The sequence below is a fragment of the Mumia sp. Pv4-285 genome (assembly GCF_041320275.1).
Classification (GTDB): Bacteria; Actinomycetota; Actinomycetes; order Propionibacteriales; family Nocardioidaceae; genus Mumia; species Mumia qirimensis.
In genome coordinates this window covers 2,302,217-2,322,158 of the sequence record NZ_CP162023.1, presented here as the reverse complement: position 1 = coordinate 2,322,158, position 19,942 = coordinate 2,302,217, and the positions used below count along the sequence as shown (strand labels likewise).

Genomic DNA, 19,942 nt, shown 5'->3' with positions numbered 1-19,942 from the left:
ACATGGCAGCATCGGTCACGTGACGAGCCGGGCCGACGACGAGCATCGCTTGCGTGATCTCGCGCGCCTGCGCAGGGTCAAGGACCGGATCGACCGCGAGTACGCCCGGCCGCTCGACGTCGAGGCGCTCGCTCGCGGCGCGAACATGTCGGCGGGCCACCTCAGCCGGCAGTTCAAGCAGGCCTACGGCGAGTCCCCCTACTCGTACCTCATGACGCGGCGCATCGAGCGCGCGATGGCGATGCTGCGGCGCGGCGACCTCAGCGTCACCGAGGTGTGCTTCGAGGTCGGGTGCTCGTCGCTCGGCACCTTCAGCACGCGGTTCACCGAGCTGGTCGGGGTGCCGCCGAGCGTCTACCGCGAGCGGAGCCGGCCGGAAGCCCCGGAGATACCGTCCTGCATGGCGAAGCAGGTGACCCGTCCGGTCAGGAATCGAGAAGCACGGGTCCCCGACGTGCCACTAGCGTGATGCGCATGGACATCAGCATTCACTACGCGTTCCTGCCGCAGACCGACCCCGAGGCGGCGCTCGGCTTCTATCGCGACTCGCTCGGGTTCGAGGTCCGCAACGACGTCGGCTACGAAGGCATGCGGTGGATCACGGTCGGTCCGCCGAACCAGCCGGAGACCTCGATCGTGCTGTACCCGCCTGCCGCCGAGCCCGGCATCACCGACGACGAGCGGCGTACGATCCTCGAGCTGATCGCGAAGGGCTCGTACGGCGCGGTGACCCTGGCGACAGACGACCTCGACAGCCTCTTCGCCACCCTGGTGGACAGCGGCGCCGAGGTCGTGGCAGAGCCGGCCGACCAGCCGTACGGCGTGCGGGACTGCGCCTTCCGCGACCCGACGGGCAACCTCCTCCGCATCAACCAGCGCTGACCCGGCACGAGCACAGCCGCTCCGAGCCGAGACGTACGACCGAGCACCGCGACGATGGAGAGACGATGAGCAAGGCCACCCCGGCGAGCACGAGGTCCGATCTGCCCGCTGCCGACACCCACGACCTGATCCGTGTCCAGGGGGCGCGCGAGAACAACCTCAAAGACGTGAGCATCGAGATCCCGAAGCGACGGCTCACGGTCTTCACGGGTGTGTCGGGGTCGGGCAAGAGCTCCTTGGTGTTCGGGACGATCGCCGCAGAGTCCCGTCGCCTGATCGACGAGACGTACTCCACCTTCGTCCAGGGATTCATGCCCAACCTTCCTCGCCCGGAGGTCGACGTCCTCGAGGGCCTCACGACCGCCATCCTGGTCGACCAGGAGCGGATGGGCGCGAACCCGCGCTCGACGCTCGGCACGGTCACGGACGCCAACGCGATGCTGCGGAGTCTCTTCAGCAGACTCGGCAAGCCTTACATCGGTGGGCCGACGGCCTTCTCCTTCAATATCCCCACCACCAAGGCGAGCGGGGTCATGACCGGGCCGAAGGGCGAGAAGAAGATCGTCAAGGACGCCGTCTACCTCGGCGGCATGTGCTCCGAGTGCGAAGGCCGCGGGACCATCTCCGACCTCGATCTGTCGGTCATCATCGACGAGTCCAAGTCGCTCCACGACGGCGCGATCCTCGTCCCGGGCTACACGGCCGACGGCTGGATGGTGGCGACCTACACCGAGTCGGGATTCGTCGATCCGGACAAGCCGATCAAGGACTACACGGAGAAGGAACGCCACGACCTGCTCTACAAGCAGACGACCAAGGTCAAGGCCAAGGGCATCAACGTCACCTATGACGGGTTGATCCCGAAGATCCGCAAGTCGATGTTCAGCAAGGACGTCGACGCGCTGCAGCCGCACATCCGGGCGTTCGTCGAACGGGCAGCGGTCTTCAAGACGTGCCCGGTGTGCGACGGCACCCGTCTCAACGAGTCTGCGCGGTCGTCGAAGATCCAGGGGATCGACATCGGCGAGGCATGCGCGATGCAGATCAGCGACCTGGCGGACTGGCTGCGCGGAGTCGACGATCCCAGTGTTGCCCCACTGGTCGGCGCTCTGCTGCGCCTGTGCGACTCGATGACCGAGATCGGCCTCGGCTACCTCTCGCTCGACCGTCCCTCCGGCACGCTCAGCGGGGGAGAGGCGCAGCGCACCAAGATGGTGCGACACCTCGGTTCGGCGCTGACCGACGTCACCTACGTGTTCGACGAGCCGACGATCGGACTGCACCCGCACGACATCGCGCGCATGAACAACCTCCTGGTCGAGCTGCGCGACAAGGGCAACACCGTGCTCGTGGTCGAGCACAAGCCCGAGACGATCGTGATCGCCGACCACGTCGTCGACATGGGGCCCGCCGCCGGTACGAGCGGCGGCGAGGTCGTGTTCGAGGGCACGGTCGACGGACTACGCGCGAGTGGCACCCGCACGGGCGAGCACCTCTCGTACCGCGCCTCCGTTAAGGACTCCGTGCGCGAGCGCAGCGGCGTGTTCGAGATCCGCGGTGCGAACACGCACAACCTCCAGGACGTCGACGTCGACATCCCTGCCGGCGTGCTGACAGTGGTGACGGGCGTTGCCGGCTCCGGCAAGAGCTCCCTGATCCACGGCTCCCTCGCGGATCGCGACGGCGTCGTGACGGTCGACCAGGGCGCGATCAAGGGTTCGCGGCGCAGCAACCCCGCGACGTACACCGGTCTGCTCGAGCCGATCCGGAAGGCATTCGCGAAGGCGAACGGCGTCAAGCCCGCGTTGTTCAGCGCCAACTCCGAGGGCGCGTGCCCGTCGTGCAAGGGCGCGGGGGTGATCATCACCGAGCTCGGATTCATGGAGACGGTGTCGACCCCCTGCGAAGACTGCGGTGGCAAGCGGTTCCAGGCTGCGGTGCTGGAGCTGACGTTGGGCGGCCTGAACATCGCCGAGGTCCTCGACCTCCCCGTCGCCGAGGCGCACGCCTTCTTCACCGAGGGCGAGGCCAAGACGCCGGCGGCGGCATCGGTCCTGTCGCGCCTCGAAGACGTCGGGCTCGGCTACCTGCGGCTCGGGCAGCCGCTCAACACGCTCTCGGGCGGCGAACGGCAGCGCGTCAAGCTGGCGATGCACATGAAGGAGAAGGGCGGCGTCTACGTCCTGGACGAGCCGACGACCGGTCTCCACCTCGCCGACGTCGAAAACCTGCTCCGCCTGCTCGACCGCCTCGTCGACTCGGGGAAGTCCGTCATCGTGATCGAGCACCACCAGGCCGTGATGGCGCACGCCGACTGGATCATCGACCTCGGGCCCGGAGCCGGCCACGACGGCGGCAAGATCGTGTTCGAGGGCACGCCGGCCGCCCTCGTGGCCGACCGGTCGACGCTCACCGGGCAGCACCTCGCGGAGTACGTCGGCGGCTGACCGCGGCGTCCTGCTGTCGGCCCCCATCCGGTCAGGAATCGAGAAGCACCGCAGGGCTCCCCAGCCCTAGCGTTGGACCCATGAGATCCATCGATTCCCTCACTCTGGAGGTGGCCGACACCGCGGCCGCCGAGCACTTCTACAAGGCCGCCTTCGGTCTGGACGGCCCACTGAGGTTCCGGGCGTCCGAGGAGCCGACCAGCGGCTTCCGCGGCTACTCGATGTCGGTCATCGTCGACCGGCCCGCGACGGCGAAAGCGTTCCTCGACGCCGCGCTCGCGGCCGGCGCGACCTCGATCAAGCCGGCCGCCAAGTCGCTCTGGGGGTACGGCGGAGTCGTGCAGGCGCCGGACGGCGCGATCTGGAAGGTCGTCACGCCCCACAAGAAGGAGGACGGCCCCGACACCGGCACGATCGACCAGCTCGTCCTCCTCCTCGGTGTCGCCGACGTCAAGGCCACCAAGCAGTTCTACGTCGACCGCGGATTCGAGGTCGAGCGGAGCTTCGGCCGCAAGTACGCCGAGTTCAAGGCGGGGCCGGACTCCATCACGCTCGGGCTCTACGGCAGGCGGGCGCTGGCCAAGGACGCCGGCGTCGACGGGGCGGGCACCGGTTCGCACCGGCTCGTGATCAACAGCGACGCCGGCTCGTTCACGGACCTCGACGGATTCAGCGGGGAGAGCTAGGGACTCACGGGGGAGGGGGAGCGCGAGCCCGAAGAGCTCGCGGCTCGCGCTCCTCGACGAGTCGACAGTCGACCTGAGGCACGCAGGCGGCCGTGTCGTGGCTAGCATCGACGGATGTCGCTCGCCCTCGTCACCGGTGCCGCCCGTGCCAACAGCATCGCCGCGGGGATCGCGCCCCGACTCGCTGCCGACGGCTGGGTCGTCGTCACGAGCGACCTCGAGAGCGGGGACTACCCGTGCGACCTCTCGACTCCGACGGCACCCACGTCACTGGTCGAGACCGTGAGCCGGGAGCACGGGCCGATCGGTGCGCTCGTCCTGAGCCATGCTCACGACGTCGAGTCCGGGAGCCTCGACACCACGGCGGAGAGCTTCGACGCGCACGTCGCGGTCAATGCCCGAGCGTCGTTGCTGCTGATCGCCGCCTTCGCCCGGCAGGTCCCCGCCGATGGTGGAGCGGTCGTCGCGATGACGAGCGACCACACCACCGGGAACCTTCCGTACGGCGCCTCGAAGGGTGCGCTCGACCGCATCGTCATCTCCGCCGCGCGTGAGCTGGGTCCGCGAGGCATCTCGGCCAACGTCGTCAACCCTGGACCGATCGACACGGGATGGATGGACGACGGACTTCGTGACTCGCTCGCCCAGCACCACCCCCTCGGTCGTCTCGGCACGCCGAAGGACATCGCCGCCTTCGTCTCGTTCCTCGTGTCGCCGGACGGCCGGTGGGTGTCGGGTCAGCTGCTGCACGCCGACGGGGCGTTCTCAGCGCAGTTCTGAGCCGATCCGGGCCGCTTGGCGAGTGAGGTGGTGGCGTTCGGCGAGGTTCGGGGCCACGCGGGCGGCCTCGGCGTACAGCCGCGCCGCGGTCGGGAGATCGCCCGCCTTCTCGTGGAGGTACGCGGAGGCGGCGGTGTGCCGAGGCGTGCCGGGATCCACGGTGGCCAGTGCCGCCAGCCCGGCCGCAGCGCCGTCAGCCTCGCCCACGGCAACGGCCCGGTTGAGCCGTACGACCGGGCTTTCGGTGAACCGGAGCAGCTCGTCGTACCAGCCCACGATCTGCACCCAGTCGGTCTCGTCGGCGCGCGCCGCGTCGGCGTGCAGCGCGGCGACCGCGGCCTGCGCCTGGAACTCGCCCAGGCGGTCGCGCCCCAGCGCCGCCTGAAGGACGACGACGCCCTCAGCGATGAGGGTGGTGTCCCAGAGCGAGCGGTCCTGCTCCGCCAGGGGGACCAGGGTGCCGTCGGCCCGGGTCCGCGCCGGGCGGCGCGCATGGTGCAGCAGCATCAGCGCCAGCAGCCCTGCCGTCTCGGTGTCGTCGGTCATCGACACCAGCTGCCGGGTCAGCCGGATCGCTTCGGCGGCCAGGTCGACCTCGCCGGTGTAGCCCTCGTTGAAGACGAGATAGAGCACCCGCTGCACCGTCGCCAGGTCGCCCGGCGCGCCGAGCTTCACGTCGCAGATCGTCCGTTTCGCCCGGCTGATCCGCTGCGCCATCGTCGGCTCCGGGACGAGGTACGCCTGGGCGATCTGCCGGGTGGTCAAGCCACCGACGGCGCGAAGCGTGAGCGCCACGGCCGAGGTCGGGGAGAGTGACGGATGGGCACACAGGAAGTAGAGCTGCAACGTGTCGTCCGCGGCCTCGGCCTCGCCGGGTGGCGGCTCGACTCCCACGCGCTGCTCTCGGTCGCGGCGCGAGGCCTCGGACCTGTAGCCGTCGAGGAACTTTCGCCAGGCGACCGTGACCAGCCAACCCTTCGGGTCGGCGGGTGGCTGGTCCGGCCAGGTCAGCGTGGCCTGGACGAGCGCCTCCTGCACGGCGTCCTCGGCTGTCGCGAAGTCGACTCCGCGGTGCAGGAGGACGCCGATCACCGACGGCGTCAGCTCCCTCAGCATCACGTCGTCCATCGGCTCAGCGTCCATCGGCTCAGCGTCCATCGGCTCAGCGTCCATCGGCTCAGCGTCCATCGGCTCAGCGTCCATTGCCTGCCCCGACCTGGCCGCTCCGGTCACTCCGAGACCGTCGGAAGCTCCGTCAGGAGCGGGCGCACCTCGAGCCACTCGTGGACCGGCTTGCCGCCCGCACCCGGTGCTGCCGAAAGCTCGCCGGCGAGCTCGACCGCACGGTCGTACGAGTCGACGTCGATGACCATCCAGCCGGCGATGAGGTCCTTCGTCTCGGCGAACGGCCCGTCGGTGACCGGCGGTCGGCCCTCTCCGTCGTAGCGGACGAACGTGCCCTCGGGCGAGAGGGCCTGGCCGTCCACGTACTCGCCCGTGCCCTCGAGCCGGGCAGCGAAGTGCGCCATGTACTGCATGTGGTCGTCGACCTCCTTCGGGGTCCACTGGTCCATGGGGACCGAGTTGACGGCCTCGGGAGCGCCTCGGTAGTGCTTGAGAAGCAGGTACTTCGCCATGGTGGTCTCCTTGCTGCGGTGCGGCCACGGTGGCCGCGTCTGCCCCTGGGACGGAGCCCGTGGGCCGTTCTCGACATCATTGCCGGACTCTCTCCGAGAATCTTCTCGGGCTGTGGTCACGGCAGCGTCAGGCGGACTCCCGCCTCCTCCGCGGTGTGGGCGTCGCGCAGGGCGTTCGTCCGTACGAGGTCGGCCTCCGCGCGCTCGCGGTCGGTGAAGTCGACGCGCGCCGTCCAACGACGGGCGAAGGCGAGCGCGGCCAGCAGACCGGGGTAGTTCTCGTTGTGGGTCGCACCGCGAAGGGCAGACAGGTAGTTCAGCCGGTAGACGGTCGGCACGACGATGCGGACCTCGCCCGCGCTCGCGAGCTCGGCGTTCATCATGATGCGGGCGATGCGGCCGTTGCCGTCGGCGAAGGGGTGGACCTCACTGACCACGAACATCATGTAGACCGCTCGTGCGAAGGGGCTGATCAGGCCGGCACCGATGTCGAACGCCTGCTTCAGGGTGCCTTCGACGAGCTCGGGAGCGACGAAGTAGGTCTCGCCGGCGCGGTTCGCCTGAGTCTTGAACGTGCCCGGCGACATCGCCGGCCGGCCGGCCATCAGGATCGCGTGCCGCCGGCGCAGGACCTCGACGAGCTCGTCGGCGCTCGTCGGCCGATCCCGCATGACCTCGTCCGACGACGTGAGCTCGTACGTCCCCAGGACGTCGTGGGCATCCTCGGGGCGCTGCGCCGGAACGACGTCGTCGAAGACGATCGCTGCCGCCTCCTCGAGGGTGAACTCGGTGCCCTCGATGTAGTTGGAGAAGTAGGCCTCGTAGAAGGGAAGCAGGGTGCGCCTCGGAGCGTCGACCGGGAGCGCGGGCACGCTGTCAGGCGCCCGCCCGTCGAGGTAGTCGGCGAGCCGGGCGAACGCGTCGGTCCGGCGCCGGTCGTACGGCCGACCCTGGGAGTGCGCGATGAGCTGCGGAGTCTGGAGGATGCCGGTCGGGTGGGTGTTCATCGATGCGCCGACGAGCTTGTCGAGGAGGTCGAGCTCCTGCTGACGTCCGAGGAACGGTGCCAGACCGCGGGCGTGGTCGCGGATCGCGTTGAGCGCGTCCTCGCCGCGACCGGAGAGGATCTCGTCGATCCAGAGCTCGACCTCGGTCCGCGTGAGGGTGCGCGCCGGACGGCCGCTCGCCGGCCTGGTCGGGACGAGGTTGTCGAGAAGGCCGCGAGCCGGACCGGCGAGCCACAGGCCGCCAGGCAGGGAGAAGTCTCCGGGCATCGCCGACGGACCCTGCCGGGGGACCACGGTGACGCCCGCCAACCTCAGGTCCGTACGGCGCGGGTGGATGACGAACAGGAACCCCTCGGAGGGCAACCCGTTCGTACGGGCGGACCTGTCGCCGATCACCGCACCGGGGAAGCGCCTTGCGACGATCGTCCACAGGTGCTCGCGGACGATCTGCTCGGGGGAGCGGTGAACGTCGGGGGAGTAGACCCCGGTGCCCAGCTGGGTCAGGCGCCCTGCCTTGTGGGCGCGCGAGATCCGGTCCTTGTCACCGTCGGCCGTGAAGACGACCGGGGGAAACTCGGCTGTCACGTTCGCGCCTGCTCTCCGCTGGAATGCCGCTTTGTTCGCACTCTAGCGCAGATTCGCGAGAAAAAATGTATTCCAGGGGCGAGAGTCGATCGCGAAAACCCTCGGCCGCGAAATTTCCTGGGTTTCAAGAATGGTCGCCGCCCGTGCGAGCGAGTGCGTGCATCAGCGGCTGGGGGGCACGTTCTGGCCCCAACGCGTCGACGAGGAGCGCAGCGTACCGTGCCTTGCGGCCGGCCTTGGAGCCCAGGAAGCGACGAAGGACCGCGACGCGCGGCCAGCCACGCTGTGCGGGCATCCCGGCCAGGAGACGCAAGGAGCGTGCTTCGCCTTCCGCGGCGATGACCGACTCGACGCCTTCGACGCCGAGCGCCCGGATCAGCTCGTCCTCGAGGTCCATCGAGCACGCGAAGAAGCCCAGGCCGTGCAGTCCGTCCCGCTCCGCGGACGCGTCGAGACCGGCAGCCACGAGTCCGCGCCGGAGCTTGGGTTCGTCGGCCGCGTCGTACAGCCCCGTCAGCGGAAGGCCGAGGCCGCGCGGACCGAAGTGGGACGCGAACGCGCGCGTGTTGGTGATCCCGCCCATCGACACGACTTCGACGCGCTCGGTGGCGAGGTCACGGCCGAGCCGGCCCGCCAGCGTGTGGAGAGCCGCCCGGTCGCTGTTGCCCTCGACCAGGACGATGGCGCGCGGTGTGCTCACGTCGCCATTGAAGGCTCAGGGACCGTGCTGGTCAACGGTTTAACGCGACGGGCGGGAGGTGTCGGCGTCGAGCGCGTCGAGGTCGCGCACCGCGTAGCGGTGGTGCTCGGCCTCTTCCTCCAGCACCACCTTGAGGCAGTGGCGCACGACGTAGTCCCGAGCAGGATAGAACTCCGCCGGCTTGCGGCGGCACACCCGATCGAGGTCGGCCTCGGTGAGCCCGTCGACGACCTGCCGCATCGTGGCCATGCGGGCGCGTCGCGGCGCGAGGACCTCGTCGAGCGTCGGGCTGGCTTCCAGGGTGAGGCCGAGCTTCGTGCTCTCGTCGGGCGGCGTTCCGCCGGCGGGGACACCCAACGGGTGGTACGCCGCTGCTTCCTCGAGGACGGCGTTGCTGAGCCAGGCATCGCTGGCGAAGAGCAGGTGCCGTTGGGTCTCGACGAACGACCACTCGCCGTCGACCCGTTCCTGGAGCGTGGCCTCGGGCAACCGCCGGGCGCGGACGAGCGTCGCGTCCCACAGCGTCTCCACGGCATCCCAAGCCGCCCGGTAGTCGTCCGGCGACGCAGCATCACGCGCCAGGACGCGTGCCGGATGCTGCCGGTCCAGCTCTGCCTGCACGTACGCGGTCACGTCGACGTCGTTGACGACGACACGCCCGAACTCGCCTCCGAGGTAGACGTCGCTCCCGTAGCAGTCGACGATCTTCAGGCCGCTGACCTCGCAGTCACGAACCTCGAGCCCAGCGAGCTCGCAGAGGTGGATGCGGGCACCACGGAACTGATCTGTCTGGGCGTACTCGGCAGCCATCGACGCAGTCTCGCGCACGGTCCCCGGATATGCCACCCGTCACCGCAGGTGTTCCTTGAACCAGCTCTCGATGTCCTCGAGGGCTGCCAGCGCCATCGGCGTCGGGTGCCCGGTGAAGCCGTGAGGCGCGTCAGGGTAGACGCGGAGGTCGACGTCGACGCCCGCCGCTGACAGACATGCAGTCATGGCGAGATTGTCCTGCAGCAAGATGTCGGCCTCCCCGACCATCATCAGGACCGGCGGCAGACCTTCGAGATCCGCATAGATCGGTGAGAGATCGGGGTGGCTCCGATCGGCAGCGTCCCCGGCGTAGGCCTCGAGGAAGTACTCGTCGCCGATCAGGCGTCCTGCTGGTGTCTGGGCGCTCAAGTCGTACGTTCCGAACTGCAGCACGGCGGTGTCGATGGCGCGAATCCCGCGATCCCGCAGCCGGAGAAGCGTGCCCATGGCCAACGTGGCGCCGGCGGAGAAGCCCATGATGCCGAGCTTGGTCGTGCCGAAACGATCAGCGACATGCTCGACAAGCCACAGTGCTGCCGTTTCACAGTCATCGGGTGCTGCTGGCCACGGCTGCTCAGGAGCGAGGCGGTAGTCAACGCTGACGATCGCGACACCTTGAGCGTCCGCAAGCTGCCGATTGCGGATGTCGCTGCGTGCGGCCGAGCCCATGTAGAAGCCACCACCGTGGATCTCCAGGACGACGCCCGTTGCCTGCTCACGCAGTGGCATGTGGATCCTCAGGGGGACGCTGCGGCCATGAACCTCGACGACTTCTTGGACTGCCGCTGGTTTTGAGGGTGCGGGCGCTGGCAAGCGGGCTCGGGCGGCGTGGAGCTCTTCCAGATCTCGCGGGCCCCTGCCTGCCGCACGGTTCTCGTAGAAGGTCTGCGACGGCTCGACGAGCGGAAGAAGGCGTGGATCGATCAACTCGGCGAGGCTCAACTTCACCGCCGCAACGATAGCGACACCCAAGGCAGTCGTGGCCGCCGTTTCGACGGAGGGTGGGGCGTCTCGCCGATGGTGACCTACGTTTCCGGTGCCCAGAGATGGCCGTACGTCGCTCCTGACTGGGCGCGAGAACAACGCGAAGTCATCATCGGCCGACTCATCGATGACGGAGAGCCGTTCCATGCGCCGATAAGCGACATTATGTCATTCTGAGCCCGTCACGCTCTAGTAGTGGCTGCGCTGGACCACGATGAGCTTCTCTCCCCCTGGCTGGTGGTCGGCCATCGCGGCACTGTGGATCGCCGGGTCGTCGTACGTGTTCCAGTAGTAGGTCGTCGTCGCTGAGGAGAAGAGACCGGTGTAGATGGTCTTCTCGAACTCGCCCGAGTCCATGGCAGCGCAGCCGTCCACCATCGCGACCTGCTGCAGGGTGTGGAACGCGCGGCTGACGTTCTCCTCCTCGCTCCTCTTGTCCGGATAGTGCGCGTTGACGTAGGCCGCGCGCACGAACCGGGACGGCGAGTAGTAGTCACCGGGGACCCCGCGCATGTGTGACCCCGAGCCGAACGGGACGAGATGCGCCCGCCTGAGGGTCGTCTCCCTGGGAAAGTCGGGCGACACGTTGAGGTAGTTGCGCAGATTCTCGTGGTGCCATGCGAATCCGGGCTGGTTCGTCAGGACGTCGACGTCGTCGTCGAAGACCTGCAGGCCGTCGCTCGTGCTCTCCACCACGATCGCGCGCGAGGCGTCACCGATGATCCAGTGCAGCATCGAGCTTGGATACTTCTCGTTGATCGGCTTGTCGACGATGACGACGTCACCGAGTGCGACCTCGACCTCGTCGACGGTGGCGAACTGGGAAGCCACCCAGAGGGGGAACTCGAACGCGGCGACGTTCGTCGCGCCCTCGGCTGGGCCGTCTGCATAGCTCGCGTATCCCGGAAAGTTGAGGCCCGCAACAGCCAGGCCTGCGTCGTTGCCGCAGTCGAAGTAGAGCGGCGTGTCGTCCTCCACGATGCCCATGCCGATGACGGCGTGCCGGATGCTCGGCACCGCACCGAACGGCGAACGCGTGGCGTACCCGGTGGGCGTCAGCACCACCCGCTCCCCGTAACCGCTCGTCCAGTCGAGATTGCGTGCGAGATAGAGACTGCTGCCGCCGTCCGAGAACCTGATGCCTGTGCACACGTCGATACCCCCTGCTGTGGACGGAAGAGATCCGCTCTCCGATCATCGCCCGAGGCGCCGTCATCGGCGCGCCACGCGCGCAGCGCGGAAGGGCGCGACGCCTTGCTGGTGGCCAGGCTTGGAGCCACTCCCCCATGAACCCCTTGACAGCTGGGCGTGAGTCCCGTTTCATTTAACACGTTGGTTAAATGACAGGGAGATCTCGTATGGCAGGCACCGATCAGCTGAGCGTCGTCTTCTCAGCGCTCGCAGACCCGACCCGTCGGGCGATCCTCGTCGAGCTGGCCGAGCACGACGCCACCGTCACCGACCTCACCGCTCCCCTCTCCATCTCGATGCCGGCGGTGTCGCGACACCTCAAGGTGCTCGAGCACGCCGCACTCATCTCGCGGACACGCTCGGGCAAGTGGCGCGGGAGCCGCCTCGAGGCAGCCCCGCTGCGTGAAGCGGCCGACTGGATCGATCGCTACCGACGCTTCTGGGACTCCTCGCTCACCCGCCTCGATGCCCACCTTGCCGCGGTTCAGGCCAACGACCCCGACGTCCCCGACAACCAGGAGCTCTGATGGAGACCGAAACTCGACACCTTGCGATCTCGCGCACGTTCGACGCACCCCGTCAGCTCGTCTACCGAGCCTTCACCGATCCAGATCACCTGGCGCAGTGGTGGGGCCCGACGGGCAACTCGCTGCCGAGCGAGGAGATCGACTTCGACGTGCGTCCGGGCGGACACCAGCGGTGGACGGAGATCTCTGCCGACGCGCCAGACCTTCGCGTGCATATCGACGTCGACCTCACAGCCGTCACAGACGGCGAGCTGCTCGAGGGCGTCATGCACGTATCCGGCCGGCTGCAGGAGGGCATCGAGCCGTTCGCCACAAGATTCCGGTTCGAGTTCCACGACGAGGGCGAGGGACGCACGCGACTCGAGATCCGCCAGTGGCTCGCGCCGCAGCTGGCGGACCCCACCGAGCAGGGCTGGCTCGAGGCGTTCACCAAGCTCGACGCCGCGCTGGCCAGCGCCCAGATCACGGCCGACCGGGACGGTGTCGTGGCATGACCAAGCTGATCTACGCGACCAACATGAGTGCGGACGGCTACATCGAGGACGAGCACGGCGACTTCGACTTCGGCCCGAGGGACGCCGAGCTGTTCGAGGCCCACACAGAGCTCCTGCAGTCCGCGGGCACGTTCCTCTACGGGCGACGCCTCTACGAGAGCATGGCCGTGTGGGAGGCCGACGCCACCCTCGCGGCGCAGTCCGACCTCCTGGCCGACTTCGCGACCGCGTGGCAGGCAGCGAGCAAGGTCGTCTACTCCACGACGCTGACCGCTGCGTCGACCGCCAACACCCGGATCCAACGCCATTTCGACCCCGACGCCGTGCGCGAGCTCCAGGCCGCCGCCAGCAGCGACATCACCGTAGGCGGCGCGAACCTCGCGGCTCAGGCATTGAAGGCCGGACTGGTCGACGAGTGCCAGCTGTACGTCTGGCCGACTGTCGTCGGTCGGGGAAAGCCGGCCTTGCCGATCGACGCGCGCGTCGACCTCGAGCTCATCGATGAACGCCGGTTCGCCAACGGTGTCGTACGCCTCTCGTACCGCCCTCAGGGACGGTGACCTGCTGTCACACAGAGGCAGAACGGGTGGCCAGCAGGATCCGCAAGCGCGTAGCCCACATCCGGCTCACCGTGCGGCCCTATGAACGCGGCACCGAGAGCAACGGCGCGGTCCTTCTGACGCTCGAGCTCCTCGACCGAGCCGACCGCGAAGTCGATGTGCATCTGCATCGGGACCTCGTGACTCGGCCAGGTCGTCCGAGGAAGCTCCGAGTCGACGCGCTGCACAGCGATCCTGCGGGTGCCGTCGGCGTCGACGAGCACGAGCCAGCCGTCGTCGTCCTCGGACTCGTCGGTCGGCGGCTCGTCACCCGGTCGATAGCTCAGGCCGAGCAGCGCCCGGTAGAACTCGGCGAGCCCGCGCGCGTCGTTCGCGTCGATCGCCGTGTGCATCAGCTGGGGGAACTCCGGCATCCGATCGTTCTACCACGGTTGCCAGGCGTCAGACCCGCACCTCGAACCCGAGGTCCACGTCGCAGGCTGCCTGCCCTCCTCGGATCCCCCAGTTCTCTGCGGCGGTCTCCCTCAGCAGGATCGTCACATGGTCACGAGGGATCCCCAGCGCCTCCAACCGTTCGACGATCTCGGTGTAGAGCCTCCTCTTCGCGTCCAGCGACCTGCCCGCGAAGCAGTCGATCGACACGAGCGTGGAGAGCTCGGGACTCGTACGAGCCGGCGAGCTTGCGAAGCGGTGGGGCGCATGGACGGTCAGGCGTACCGACCGGTCTTGCGGCGGGATGAGGAAAGCGGTCTCGAGCGCGCGCTGGACGGCGTCGATGATCGCCGTCTCCTCGGCCGCGGTGTACTCGCGTCGAACCTCGATGTGAGTGGCTGGCATGTGCCGCATTGCACCACGCCGCACCGCGCCTGGACGACCGATTATCTCGTGAACCGACCCGCCCAGGCCGGGCTGAGCCGTGCTCAGCCGTTGAAGGTCGCCGGGTTCGGCCCCGTACGGCCCCCGCGCTCCAGGCCGTCGATGCGCGCGACCTCGTCCGGTGTGAGCGAGAAGTCGGTGATCGCGAGGTTCTCGGAGATCCGCGACGGTGTGACCGACTTGGGGATCACCACGCGGCCCTGCTCGAGGTGCCACCGCAGGACGACCTGTGCCGGGGTCCGTCCGTGGGCCTCGGCGATCTCCGTGACGACCGGGTCGCCGAGGACGCCTGCCTGTGCCAGCGGGCTCCATGCCTCCGTCACGATCCCGTGCAACTGGTCGGCAGCCTGGATGTCGCGCTGCTGCAGCTCAGGGTGAACCTCGATCTGGTTGACGACCGGCACGGAGCCACCGAGCGCGATGATCTCCTCCAAGTGCTCGGGCAGGAAGTTCGAGACCCCGATCGAGCGCGTCAGTCCCGACGCGCGCAGCTCCTCGAAGGCCGTCCAGGTCTCGGCGAAGAGCCCGCGGCCGGGTGCAGGCCAGTGGATCAGGTAGAGGTCGACGTGGTCGAGCCCGAGCCTCGCCAGGCTCGCCACGAGCGCGGGACGAGCGCTGGCGCTCCCCTGGTCCGTGTTCCACAGCTTCGTCGTGACGAAGAGCTCGTCACGTGGGATGCCGGACTGTGCGAGCGCCCTGCCGACGCCTCGCTCGTTGCGGTAGACGGCCGCCGTGTCGATGCTGCGGTAGCCGGCTTCGAGCGCCGCAGTGACCGCTGCGGTGGTCTCGTCCTCGGGCACCTGGAAGACACCGAACCCGATCTGAGGCATGGTGACGCCGTCGTTCAGCGTGACGGTGGGGTACGACATGTGGTTCCTTCCGTTGTTCTCGATGGTGCGAGCGTTCGTACGAGCTGGCCTCAGGCGCCGAGCAGGGCGGGTTCTGCCTCGGCCTGGGCACTCCGCCGTGCAGAGCGCGCGGCGGCGACCATCACGACCAGTGCGAGCGAGGTGATCGCCGCGCCGGCCCAGATCGGAGACGTGTAGCCGAGCCCGGCGGTGATCGTGACGCCGCCGATCCAGGCGCCGAGCGCGTTGCCGAGGTTGAAGGCGGCGATGTTGGCTCCCGACGCGAGCGACGGCGCCTGCGATGCGTACCGCATGATCCTGGTCTGCAGACCGGGGACCGTGGCGAACCCGAAGCCGCCCATCAGGAACACGCTGAGCGCCGTCGCCGGACGGTTGCCGGCACTGAGGGCGAAGGCGAGCAGGACCACCACGAGTCCCGCCAGGATGACGAGCAGGGTCGTGTCGAGAGCGCGGTCGGCGAACCGCCCACCGACGTAGTTCCCGACGAGAAGTCCGAGTCCGAAGAGCACCAGCAACCACGGTACTGCGGTGGAGTCGAAGCCGGAGACCTCGGTGAGCGTGTACGCGATGTAGGTGAAGGCGCCGAACATCCCGCCGAACCCGAGCACCGTGACGACCAGGGAGAGCCAGACCTGGGAGCTCTGGAATGCGTGCACCTCGTCCCGGAGTCGTGACGGCACGTGCACTCGCCTGTCGTCGGGCACCAGCGTCAGCACGCCGGCGAACGCGATCACGCCGATCACCGTGATCGCCCAGAACGTCGATCGCCAACCGAGCTGCTGGCCCAGGAACGTCCCGAACGGGACACCGAAGACGTTCGCTGCCGTGAGACCCGTGAACATGATCGCGACCGCCCCCGCCTTCTTCGCCTCGGGCACGAAGCTCGCCGCGACGACAGCACCGATGCCGAAGAACGCCCCGTGGCACAGCGCCGCGACGATGCGGCCCGCCAGCAGCACCTCGTACGACGGAGCAACCGCCGAGATCAGGTTGCCGACGACGAACAGGACGAGAAGACCGAGGAGCACGCGCTTGCGCGGCAGCCTGGTCGTCGCGGCAGTGAGCACCAGGGCACCGACGACGACGCCCAGTGCGTAGCCCGTGATCAGCCACCCTGCGGCCGCCTCGCTGACCCCGTACTCCCCCGCCACCTCGGGCAACAGTCCCATGATGACGAATTCGGTGAGCCCGATGCCGAAGCCGCCCAGGGCGAGCGCGATGAGTCCTGCTGGCATGAAGATGGATCCTCGCTGGTCGGTGGTGCTGGTCGAGAGCCGGTTGACCGCGTACGCTGTCAGTTGCACACGCGCTCTATTGAGACTTGCACGCAGCAATACCCCGCGCAAGCAACTATCTCGGTGAGGTGGACCACATGGGGATCTCCGACGACGCCGTCGAAGTCCGCGCACAAGGATGGCGGACGCTGGCGTCGCTGCACGGCGTGATCGAGTCGGAGCTCGAGCGTCAGCTCAGCTCACGCGTCGGAGTCTCCGTCGTCGAGTACACGGTGATGGACGCACTCGGCCGCCAGGACGGCTGGCACATGCGCATGCAGCAGCTGGCTCGCGCGGCCGCCCTCTCCCCCTCTGCCACCACGCGCCTGGTCAACCGGCTCGAGGACCGCGGCATCCTGACGCGCATCCTGTGCGCCGACGACCGGCGCGGCATCTACACCGAGCTCACACCGCAGGGTCGTGCCCTGCTCGACGATGCTCGCCCGGTCCATGACGACGTCCTCGAACGCACGCTCGAGGAGGCGCGTTCCGTGCCCGAGCTGAAGACCCTCGTCGACGTCGTGAGCGGGCTCGTCTCCCCCGCCCACTGACCGGCCTCACCCGTCGATCTGCGTCCGGCGGGCCTCGACGATCCGTACGGCGAGATCGCTCGGGAGCGGCGCCTCCGGCTGGAACCGGATCGTGCCCTTCGCGGTGTCGAACCCGTCCAGCTCGGCCGTGAACTGCTCGACGATGTCGCCGCTGAACGGGAACAGCGACAGGTGCCTCTTCGTCGCCATCACGCTCACCAGCGGCTTGCCGCGGTAGACCAGCGCAGGCATGCCGTACCCCTTGCCCTGCTCGGCCTCCGGGACCGCTTCGGTCACCGCGGCGTACAACCTGCCCACGACCGACCGGCGCGGCTCGTCGAGCCCTGACACGTACTCGTCAACGGTCCCCATCGGGCCAGGGTAGGCGCCCAGACTGCTACTCGCCGGGTACGCGGGAGGCCGCCACCGGCCCGGCCCAGCCGTACACGTGCGAGAAGCGCACGGTGACGAGCAACCGCCGCTCGGCGACCATCGCCGTACGGAACTCGTCCCAGTCAGGGTGCTCGCCGCGCACGGCACGGTAGTGCGCCACGAGACCCTCGACCGCCGCATCACCGGGGTCGGCCGCGACCGCGCTGAGCTCCGCGTCCCCCTCCCCCACGGCGTACGCGGCGAGCGCGTCCGTCGTCGCGTAGAAGCTGGCCCGCGGGTCGCGCCGGAGGTTGCGGACCTTCGCCCGGTCCGCTGTCGTCGAGATCAAGACGGCGTCCGCCTCCGGGTCGTACAGGTGGCCGACGTTCGACATCTGCGGCCGGCCGTCGCGCTTCAGCGTCACCAGCACTCCGCGCCACGAACCGGCAAAGATCTCCCTCAGCTCTGTCACGCCGCGATCCTTCCACAGGCTCGGCGCGAGACCGAACGAATACCCGGTTGCGTGAGATGCGCCCGTACGGCGACGATACGGACGACATGCCCGACTCCCACAACGCCCCTCATCCGTCCGAGCACGACCGAGCCTCCGCGTTCGGCACCCAGCTCGTCGCCGTGCACGACGAGCTTCGCGACCATCTGGCCAGGCTCCTCGCCGCCTTCGACGCGCACGAGTCGGGCGACGAGCTGACCGCGTCGCTGCGCACGCACTGTCTGGCCTTCTGCACCGTCCTGACCCGCCACCACGCCAGCGAGGACGACGTGGCATTCCCCGCGCTGGCCTCGCAGGTGCCAGCACTCGCCCCGGTCCTCGACGAGCTCGCGCACGACCACGGGCTCATCGCCCATCTGGTCGGCGGGATCGAGCATCGGGTGGCGACCGCTGCGACGGAGGACGAGCCGGACGCCCGAGCGAGACTCCGCTCCGAGGTCGACGGCCTTGCGTCGGTGCTCGAGTCGCATCTGCACTGGGAGGAGCGGCGCATCGTCGAAGCGCTCGACGCGCTCGACACAGGCGTGTCGGTCGCGGCGATGTTCGGTTGGGAGCCGCGGGACTAGCGACTCCGCAGGGCTACGCTGGCGACGTGCCCGATCTCGTGACGCCAGCGCTGCCGCCGGGCACGCTCAGCAACAGACCGCAGCCCACCTTCACCGCCGACGGGCTCACCGTGCGACCGTGGCGCGCGTCCGACGTCGACGCGCTGGTCCGCGCGTACGAGGATCCAGAGATCCAGCGCTGGCATGTCCGCTCCATGACGTCGGCGGAGGCAGCAGCCTGGATCACGTCGGCCGAGGCGCGATGGTCTGTCGAGAGCGGGGCGCAGTGGGCGGTCGTCGACCGCGACGACGCTCTCCTCGGACGGGTCGGGATCAGGGATGTCGACCTCGCCGACGGTCTCACCGAGCTCGGCTACTGGACGGTCCCGGCCGCGCGCGGGCAGGGGGTCGCTCCCCGCGCCCTCACGACGGTGGTCCGCTGGATGCTCGACGACATCGGGTTCCACCGCATCGAGATCGAGCACTCGACGGAGAACCCCGCGTCCTGCCGCGTCGCCGAGAGGGTGGGCTTCGCGCTCGAGGCGACGCGGCGATCCTGCGCGCTGCACGCCGACGGTTGGCACGACATGCACGTGCACGCACGTGTCAGCGGGCGGGACCGCCGAAGAACACCTGCACCTCGGTGAGACGCCCGTCGACGACGGTGGTGAGCTCGGCGTTCCGGTACGACCCGCCGTCGCGGAGGTCGTACTCGTACACGATGAGCACGTCGTCGGACCCCACCTCGGCGACGTGGACCAGCTCCTGCCGGGTGAAGCGGTCCGCCGTCGGGAAGCAGCGCTCGAGATAGGCCGCACGGTCGATGTGGTCGTCCTGCGGGCTCGTGAAGACGAACCGTTCGGCGATCAGCTCCTCGGCCGTGGCGCGGTCCTGCCCTCGGTACGCGTCGAACATGCGGCGGACAGTCTCCGCTCGTGTCGCCATGGTTCCCTCCGTCGGGTCGAGACTCGGTCACTCCTCCTGACACCCTGCCCCGCAGGAAGTCATCGGTGCCCTTGCGGAGCGGCCGTCCGGCGGAGATCCTGAGCGCCAGGACCGCACGCCGCCGCCTCGCGATCGGAGACCCCGTGGTCAGCACCTCGACACCTCGTACGCTCGCCCGGTACGGCGTGGTCGCCCGTGTGCTCCACTGGCTGACCGTCCTCGCACTCCTCGCCCAGCTGCTCGTCGGCTACACGATGACCGGAGCGAGCAGCCCCCTCGAGGGCTGGGTCGAGTCGGCGTACGACGGTGACGAGGACCTTCTGCTGCCGGTCCACATCGCCTTGGGACTCGCCATCCTCGCCCTGGCCGTCGTGCGTCTCGCGTGGCGACTGGCGAGCACGCTGCCTCCGTGGCCGCCGACGGTCACGAAGGGCGAGCAGCGGTTCGCCCAGGTGGTGGAGCGCACGCTCTACGGGCTCCTGTTCGTCGTGCCGCTCACCGGGCTCGCGCTGGTCCTGGGCGCCGGCGAGGACTTCGAGACCAGCGACCGCGGCGAGTGGCAGGCGCCGTGGTCCTTCGCCGACGACGATCTGCTGGTCGCCCTGCACGTCGCGAGCCACCTGACCCTCTACGTCGTGGTGGCGCTCCACGTGGGGTTCGTGCTCAAGCACCAGCTCGTCGACCGGGACCGGTTCCTGCGGCGGATGCTCTGAGACGGCGGGTTCGATGC

General features: G+C 68.9%; 26 protein-coding genes. 12 read left to right on the top strand and 14 right to left on the bottom strand.

Annotation, left to right across the window (positions count from 1 at the left end; genetic code table 11):
• Positions 1-19 precede the first annotated feature (19 nt).
• The 5 genes from AB3M34_RS11240 to AB3M34_RS11220 all read left to right on the top strand — a co-directional run bounded on the left by AB3M34_RS11240 (position 20) and on the right by AB3M34_RS11220 (position 4,795).
• Positions 20-469, top strand: a complete 450-nt coding sequence (locus AB3M34_RS11240; protein WP_370619907.1) for a helix-turn-helix transcriptional regulator — start codon at positions 20-22, stop codon at positions 467-469.
• A gap of 5 nt (positions 470-474) precedes the next feature.
• Positions 475-882 carry a VOC family protein gene (locus AB3M34_RS11235; RefSeq protein ID WP_370619906.1) on the top strand — a complete coding sequence of 136 codons (408 nt, stop codon included), beginning with the start codon at positions 475-477 and terminating at the stop codon, positions 880-882.
• Between the two features lie 65 nt (positions 883-947).
• Complete coding sequence (locus tag AB3M34_RS11230) at positions 948-3,329, top strand: ATP-binding cassette domain-containing protein (protein WP_370619905.1); 2,382 nt, start codon at positions 948-950, stop codon at positions 3,327-3,329.
• 80 nt (positions 3,330-3,409) lie between these two features.
• Positions 3,410-4,015 carry a glyoxalase gene (locus AB3M34_RS11225; RefSeq protein ID WP_370619904.1) on the top strand — a complete coding sequence of 202 codons (606 nt, stop codon included), beginning with the start codon at positions 3,410-3,412 and terminating at the stop codon, positions 4,013-4,015.
• A gap of 114 nt (positions 4,016-4,129) precedes the next feature.
• The gene (locus AB3M34_RS11220) at positions 4,130-4,795 is read left to right on the top strand and encodes an SDR family oxidoreductase (protein WP_370619903.1); all 666 of its coding nucleotides are present in this window, start codon (positions 4,130-4,132) and stop codon (positions 4,793-4,795) included.
• Here the strand turns inward: AB3M34_RS11220 and AB3M34_RS11215 are convergent.
• The 7 genes from AB3M34_RS11215 to bsh all read right to left on the bottom strand — a co-directional run bounded on the left by AB3M34_RS11215 (position 4,781) and on the right by bsh (position 11,670).
• A complete protein-coding gene (locus AB3M34_RS11215) occupies positions 4,781-5,923 on the bottom strand; it encodes an RNA polymerase sigma factor (protein ID WP_370619994.1) in 1,143 nt (380 codons plus the stop codon). The two genes, AB3M34_RS11220 and AB3M34_RS11215, sit on opposite strands and share 15 nt — an antisense overlap.
• A 101-nt stretch (positions 5,924-6,024) precedes the next feature.
• Complete coding sequence (locus AB3M34_RS11210) at positions 6,025-6,432, bottom strand: YciI family protein (protein WP_370619901.1); 408 nt, start codon at positions 6,430-6,432, stop codon at positions 6,025-6,027.
• Positions 6,433-6,548: 116 nt separating this feature from the next.
• Entirely contained in the window at positions 6,549-8,024 is a 1,476-nt protein-coding gene (locus AB3M34_RS11205; protein WP_370619900.1) for a Fic family protein, read from the bottom strand.
• Between the two features lie 124 nt (positions 8,025-8,148).
• Positions 8,149-8,724, bottom strand: a complete 576-nt coding sequence (locus AB3M34_RS11200; protein WP_370619898.1) for a TOPRIM nucleotidyl transferase/hydrolase domain-containing protein — start codon at positions 8,722-8,724, stop codon at positions 8,149-8,151.
• Positions 8,725-8,763: 39 nt separating this feature from the next.
• A complete protein-coding gene (locus tag AB3M34_RS11195; RefSeq protein WP_370619896.1) occupies positions 8,764-9,534 on the bottom strand; it encodes a DinB family protein in 771 nt (256 codons plus the stop codon).
• Between the two features lie 39 nt (positions 9,535-9,573).
• Complete coding sequence (locus AB3M34_RS11190; RefSeq protein WP_370619894.1) at positions 9,574-10,482, bottom strand: alpha/beta hydrolase; 909 nt, start codon at positions 10,480-10,482, stop codon at positions 9,574-9,576.
• Between the two features lie 225 nt (positions 10,483-10,707).
• A complete protein-coding gene (gene bsh, locus AB3M34_RS11185; protein WP_370619892.1) occupies positions 10,708-11,670 on the bottom strand; it encodes a choloylglycine hydrolase in 963 nt (320 codons plus the stop codon).
• Between the two features lie 206 nt (positions 11,671-11,876).
• Here bsh and AB3M34_RS11180 point away from each other — a divergent pair, with 206 nt between their 5' ends.
• From AB3M34_RS11180 to AB3M34_RS11170, 3 genes are read left to right on the top strand one after another with little or no spacing between them, the layout of a single operon-like run.
• The gene (locus tag AB3M34_RS11180) at positions 11,877-12,236 is read left to right on the top strand and encodes an ArsR/SmtB family transcription factor (protein WP_370619890.1); all 360 of its coding nucleotides are present in this window, start codon (positions 11,877-11,879) and stop codon (positions 12,234-12,236) included.
• The gene (locus AB3M34_RS11175; protein ID WP_370619888.1) at positions 12,236-12,730 is read left to right on the top strand and encodes an SRPBCC family protein; all 495 of its coding nucleotides are present in this window, start codon (positions 12,236-12,238) and stop codon (positions 12,728-12,730) included. Before AB3M34_RS11180 ends, AB3M34_RS11175 begins: the two co-directional genes overlap by 1 nt.
• The gene (locus AB3M34_RS11170; RefSeq protein ID WP_370619886.1) at positions 12,727-13,290 is read left to right on the top strand and encodes a dihydrofolate reductase family protein; all 564 of its coding nucleotides are present in this window, start codon (positions 12,727-12,729) and stop codon (positions 13,288-13,290) included. Before AB3M34_RS11175 ends, AB3M34_RS11170 begins: the two co-directional genes overlap by 4 nt.
• Here the strand turns inward: AB3M34_RS11170 and AB3M34_RS11165 are convergent.
• The 4 genes from AB3M34_RS11165 to AB3M34_RS11150 form a co-directional block, all read right to left on the bottom strand.
• On the bottom strand, positions 13,278-13,703 hold the full coding sequence (locus tag AB3M34_RS11165) for a VOC family protein (protein WP_370619885.1): 426 nt from the start codon (positions 13,701-13,703) through the stop codon (positions 13,278-13,280). The genes AB3M34_RS11170 and AB3M34_RS11165 overlap by 13 nt on opposite strands.
• A 28-nt stretch (positions 13,704-13,731) precedes the next feature.
• The gene (locus AB3M34_RS11160; protein WP_370619884.1) at positions 13,732-14,127 is read right to left on the bottom strand and encodes a tautomerase family protein; all 396 of its coding nucleotides are present in this window, start codon (positions 14,125-14,127) and stop codon (positions 13,732-13,734) included.
• Between the two features lie 83 nt (positions 14,128-14,210).
• Positions 14,211-15,035, bottom strand: coding sequence for an aldo/keto reductase (locus tag AB3M34_RS11155; protein WP_370619882.1), 825 nt, complete (start codon positions 15,033-15,035; stop codon positions 14,211-14,213).
• 50 nt (positions 15,036-15,085) lie between these two features.
• Positions 15,086-16,270, bottom strand: a complete 1,185-nt coding sequence (locus tag AB3M34_RS11150) for an MFS transporter (RefSeq protein ID WP_370619880.1) — start codon at positions 16,268-16,270, stop codon at positions 15,086-15,088.
• Positions 16,271-16,407: 137 nt separating this feature from the next.
• On the opposite strand from AB3M34_RS11150, the gene AB3M34_RS11145 reads away from it, so the two are divergent.
• Complete coding sequence (locus AB3M34_RS11145) at positions 16,408-16,860, top strand: MarR family winged helix-turn-helix transcriptional regulator (RefSeq protein ID WP_370619879.1); 453 nt, start codon at positions 16,408-16,410, stop codon at positions 16,858-16,860.
• Between the two features lie 6 nt (positions 16,861-16,866).
• Here the strand turns inward: AB3M34_RS11145 and AB3M34_RS11140 are convergent, their stop codons facing one another.
• On the bottom strand, positions 16,867-17,211 hold the full coding sequence (locus tag AB3M34_RS11140; RefSeq protein ID WP_370619878.1) for an iron chaperone: 345 nt from the start codon (positions 17,209-17,211) through the stop codon (positions 16,867-16,869).
• 25 nt (positions 17,212-17,236) lie between these two features.
• A complete protein-coding gene (locus AB3M34_RS11135) occupies positions 17,237-17,683 on the bottom strand; it encodes a PPOX class F420-dependent oxidoreductase (RefSeq protein ID WP_370619877.1) in 447 nt (148 codons plus the stop codon).
• Between the two features lie 86 nt (positions 17,684-17,769).
• Here AB3M34_RS11135 and AB3M34_RS11130 point away from each other — a divergent pair, with 86 nt between their 5' ends.
• A complete protein-coding gene (locus AB3M34_RS11130) occupies positions 17,770-18,288 on the top strand; it encodes a hemerythrin domain-containing protein (RefSeq protein ID WP_370619876.1) in 519 nt (172 codons plus the stop codon).
• A 26-nt stretch (positions 18,289-18,314) separates the two neighbouring features.
• A complete protein-coding gene (locus AB3M34_RS11125; protein WP_370619875.1) occupies positions 18,315-18,914 on the top strand; it encodes a GNAT family N-acetyltransferase in 600 nt (199 codons plus the stop codon).
• On the opposite strand, the gene AB3M34_RS11120 is transcribed toward AB3M34_RS11125, so the two are convergent.
• Positions 18,874-19,212, bottom strand: a complete 339-nt coding sequence (locus AB3M34_RS11120) for a DUF4440 domain-containing protein (protein ID WP_370619874.1) — start codon at positions 19,210-19,212, stop codon at positions 18,874-18,876. The two genes, AB3M34_RS11125 and AB3M34_RS11120, sit on opposite strands and share 41 nt — an antisense overlap.
• A gap of 65 nt (positions 19,213-19,277) precedes the next feature.
• On the opposite strand from AB3M34_RS11120, the gene AB3M34_RS11115 reads away from it, so the two are divergent.
• Positions 19,278-19,925, top strand: coding sequence for a cytochrome b (locus tag AB3M34_RS11115; RefSeq protein ID WP_370619873.1), 648 nt, complete (start codon positions 19,278-19,280; stop codon positions 19,923-19,925).
• Positions 19,926-19,942: the final 17 nt, after the last annotated feature.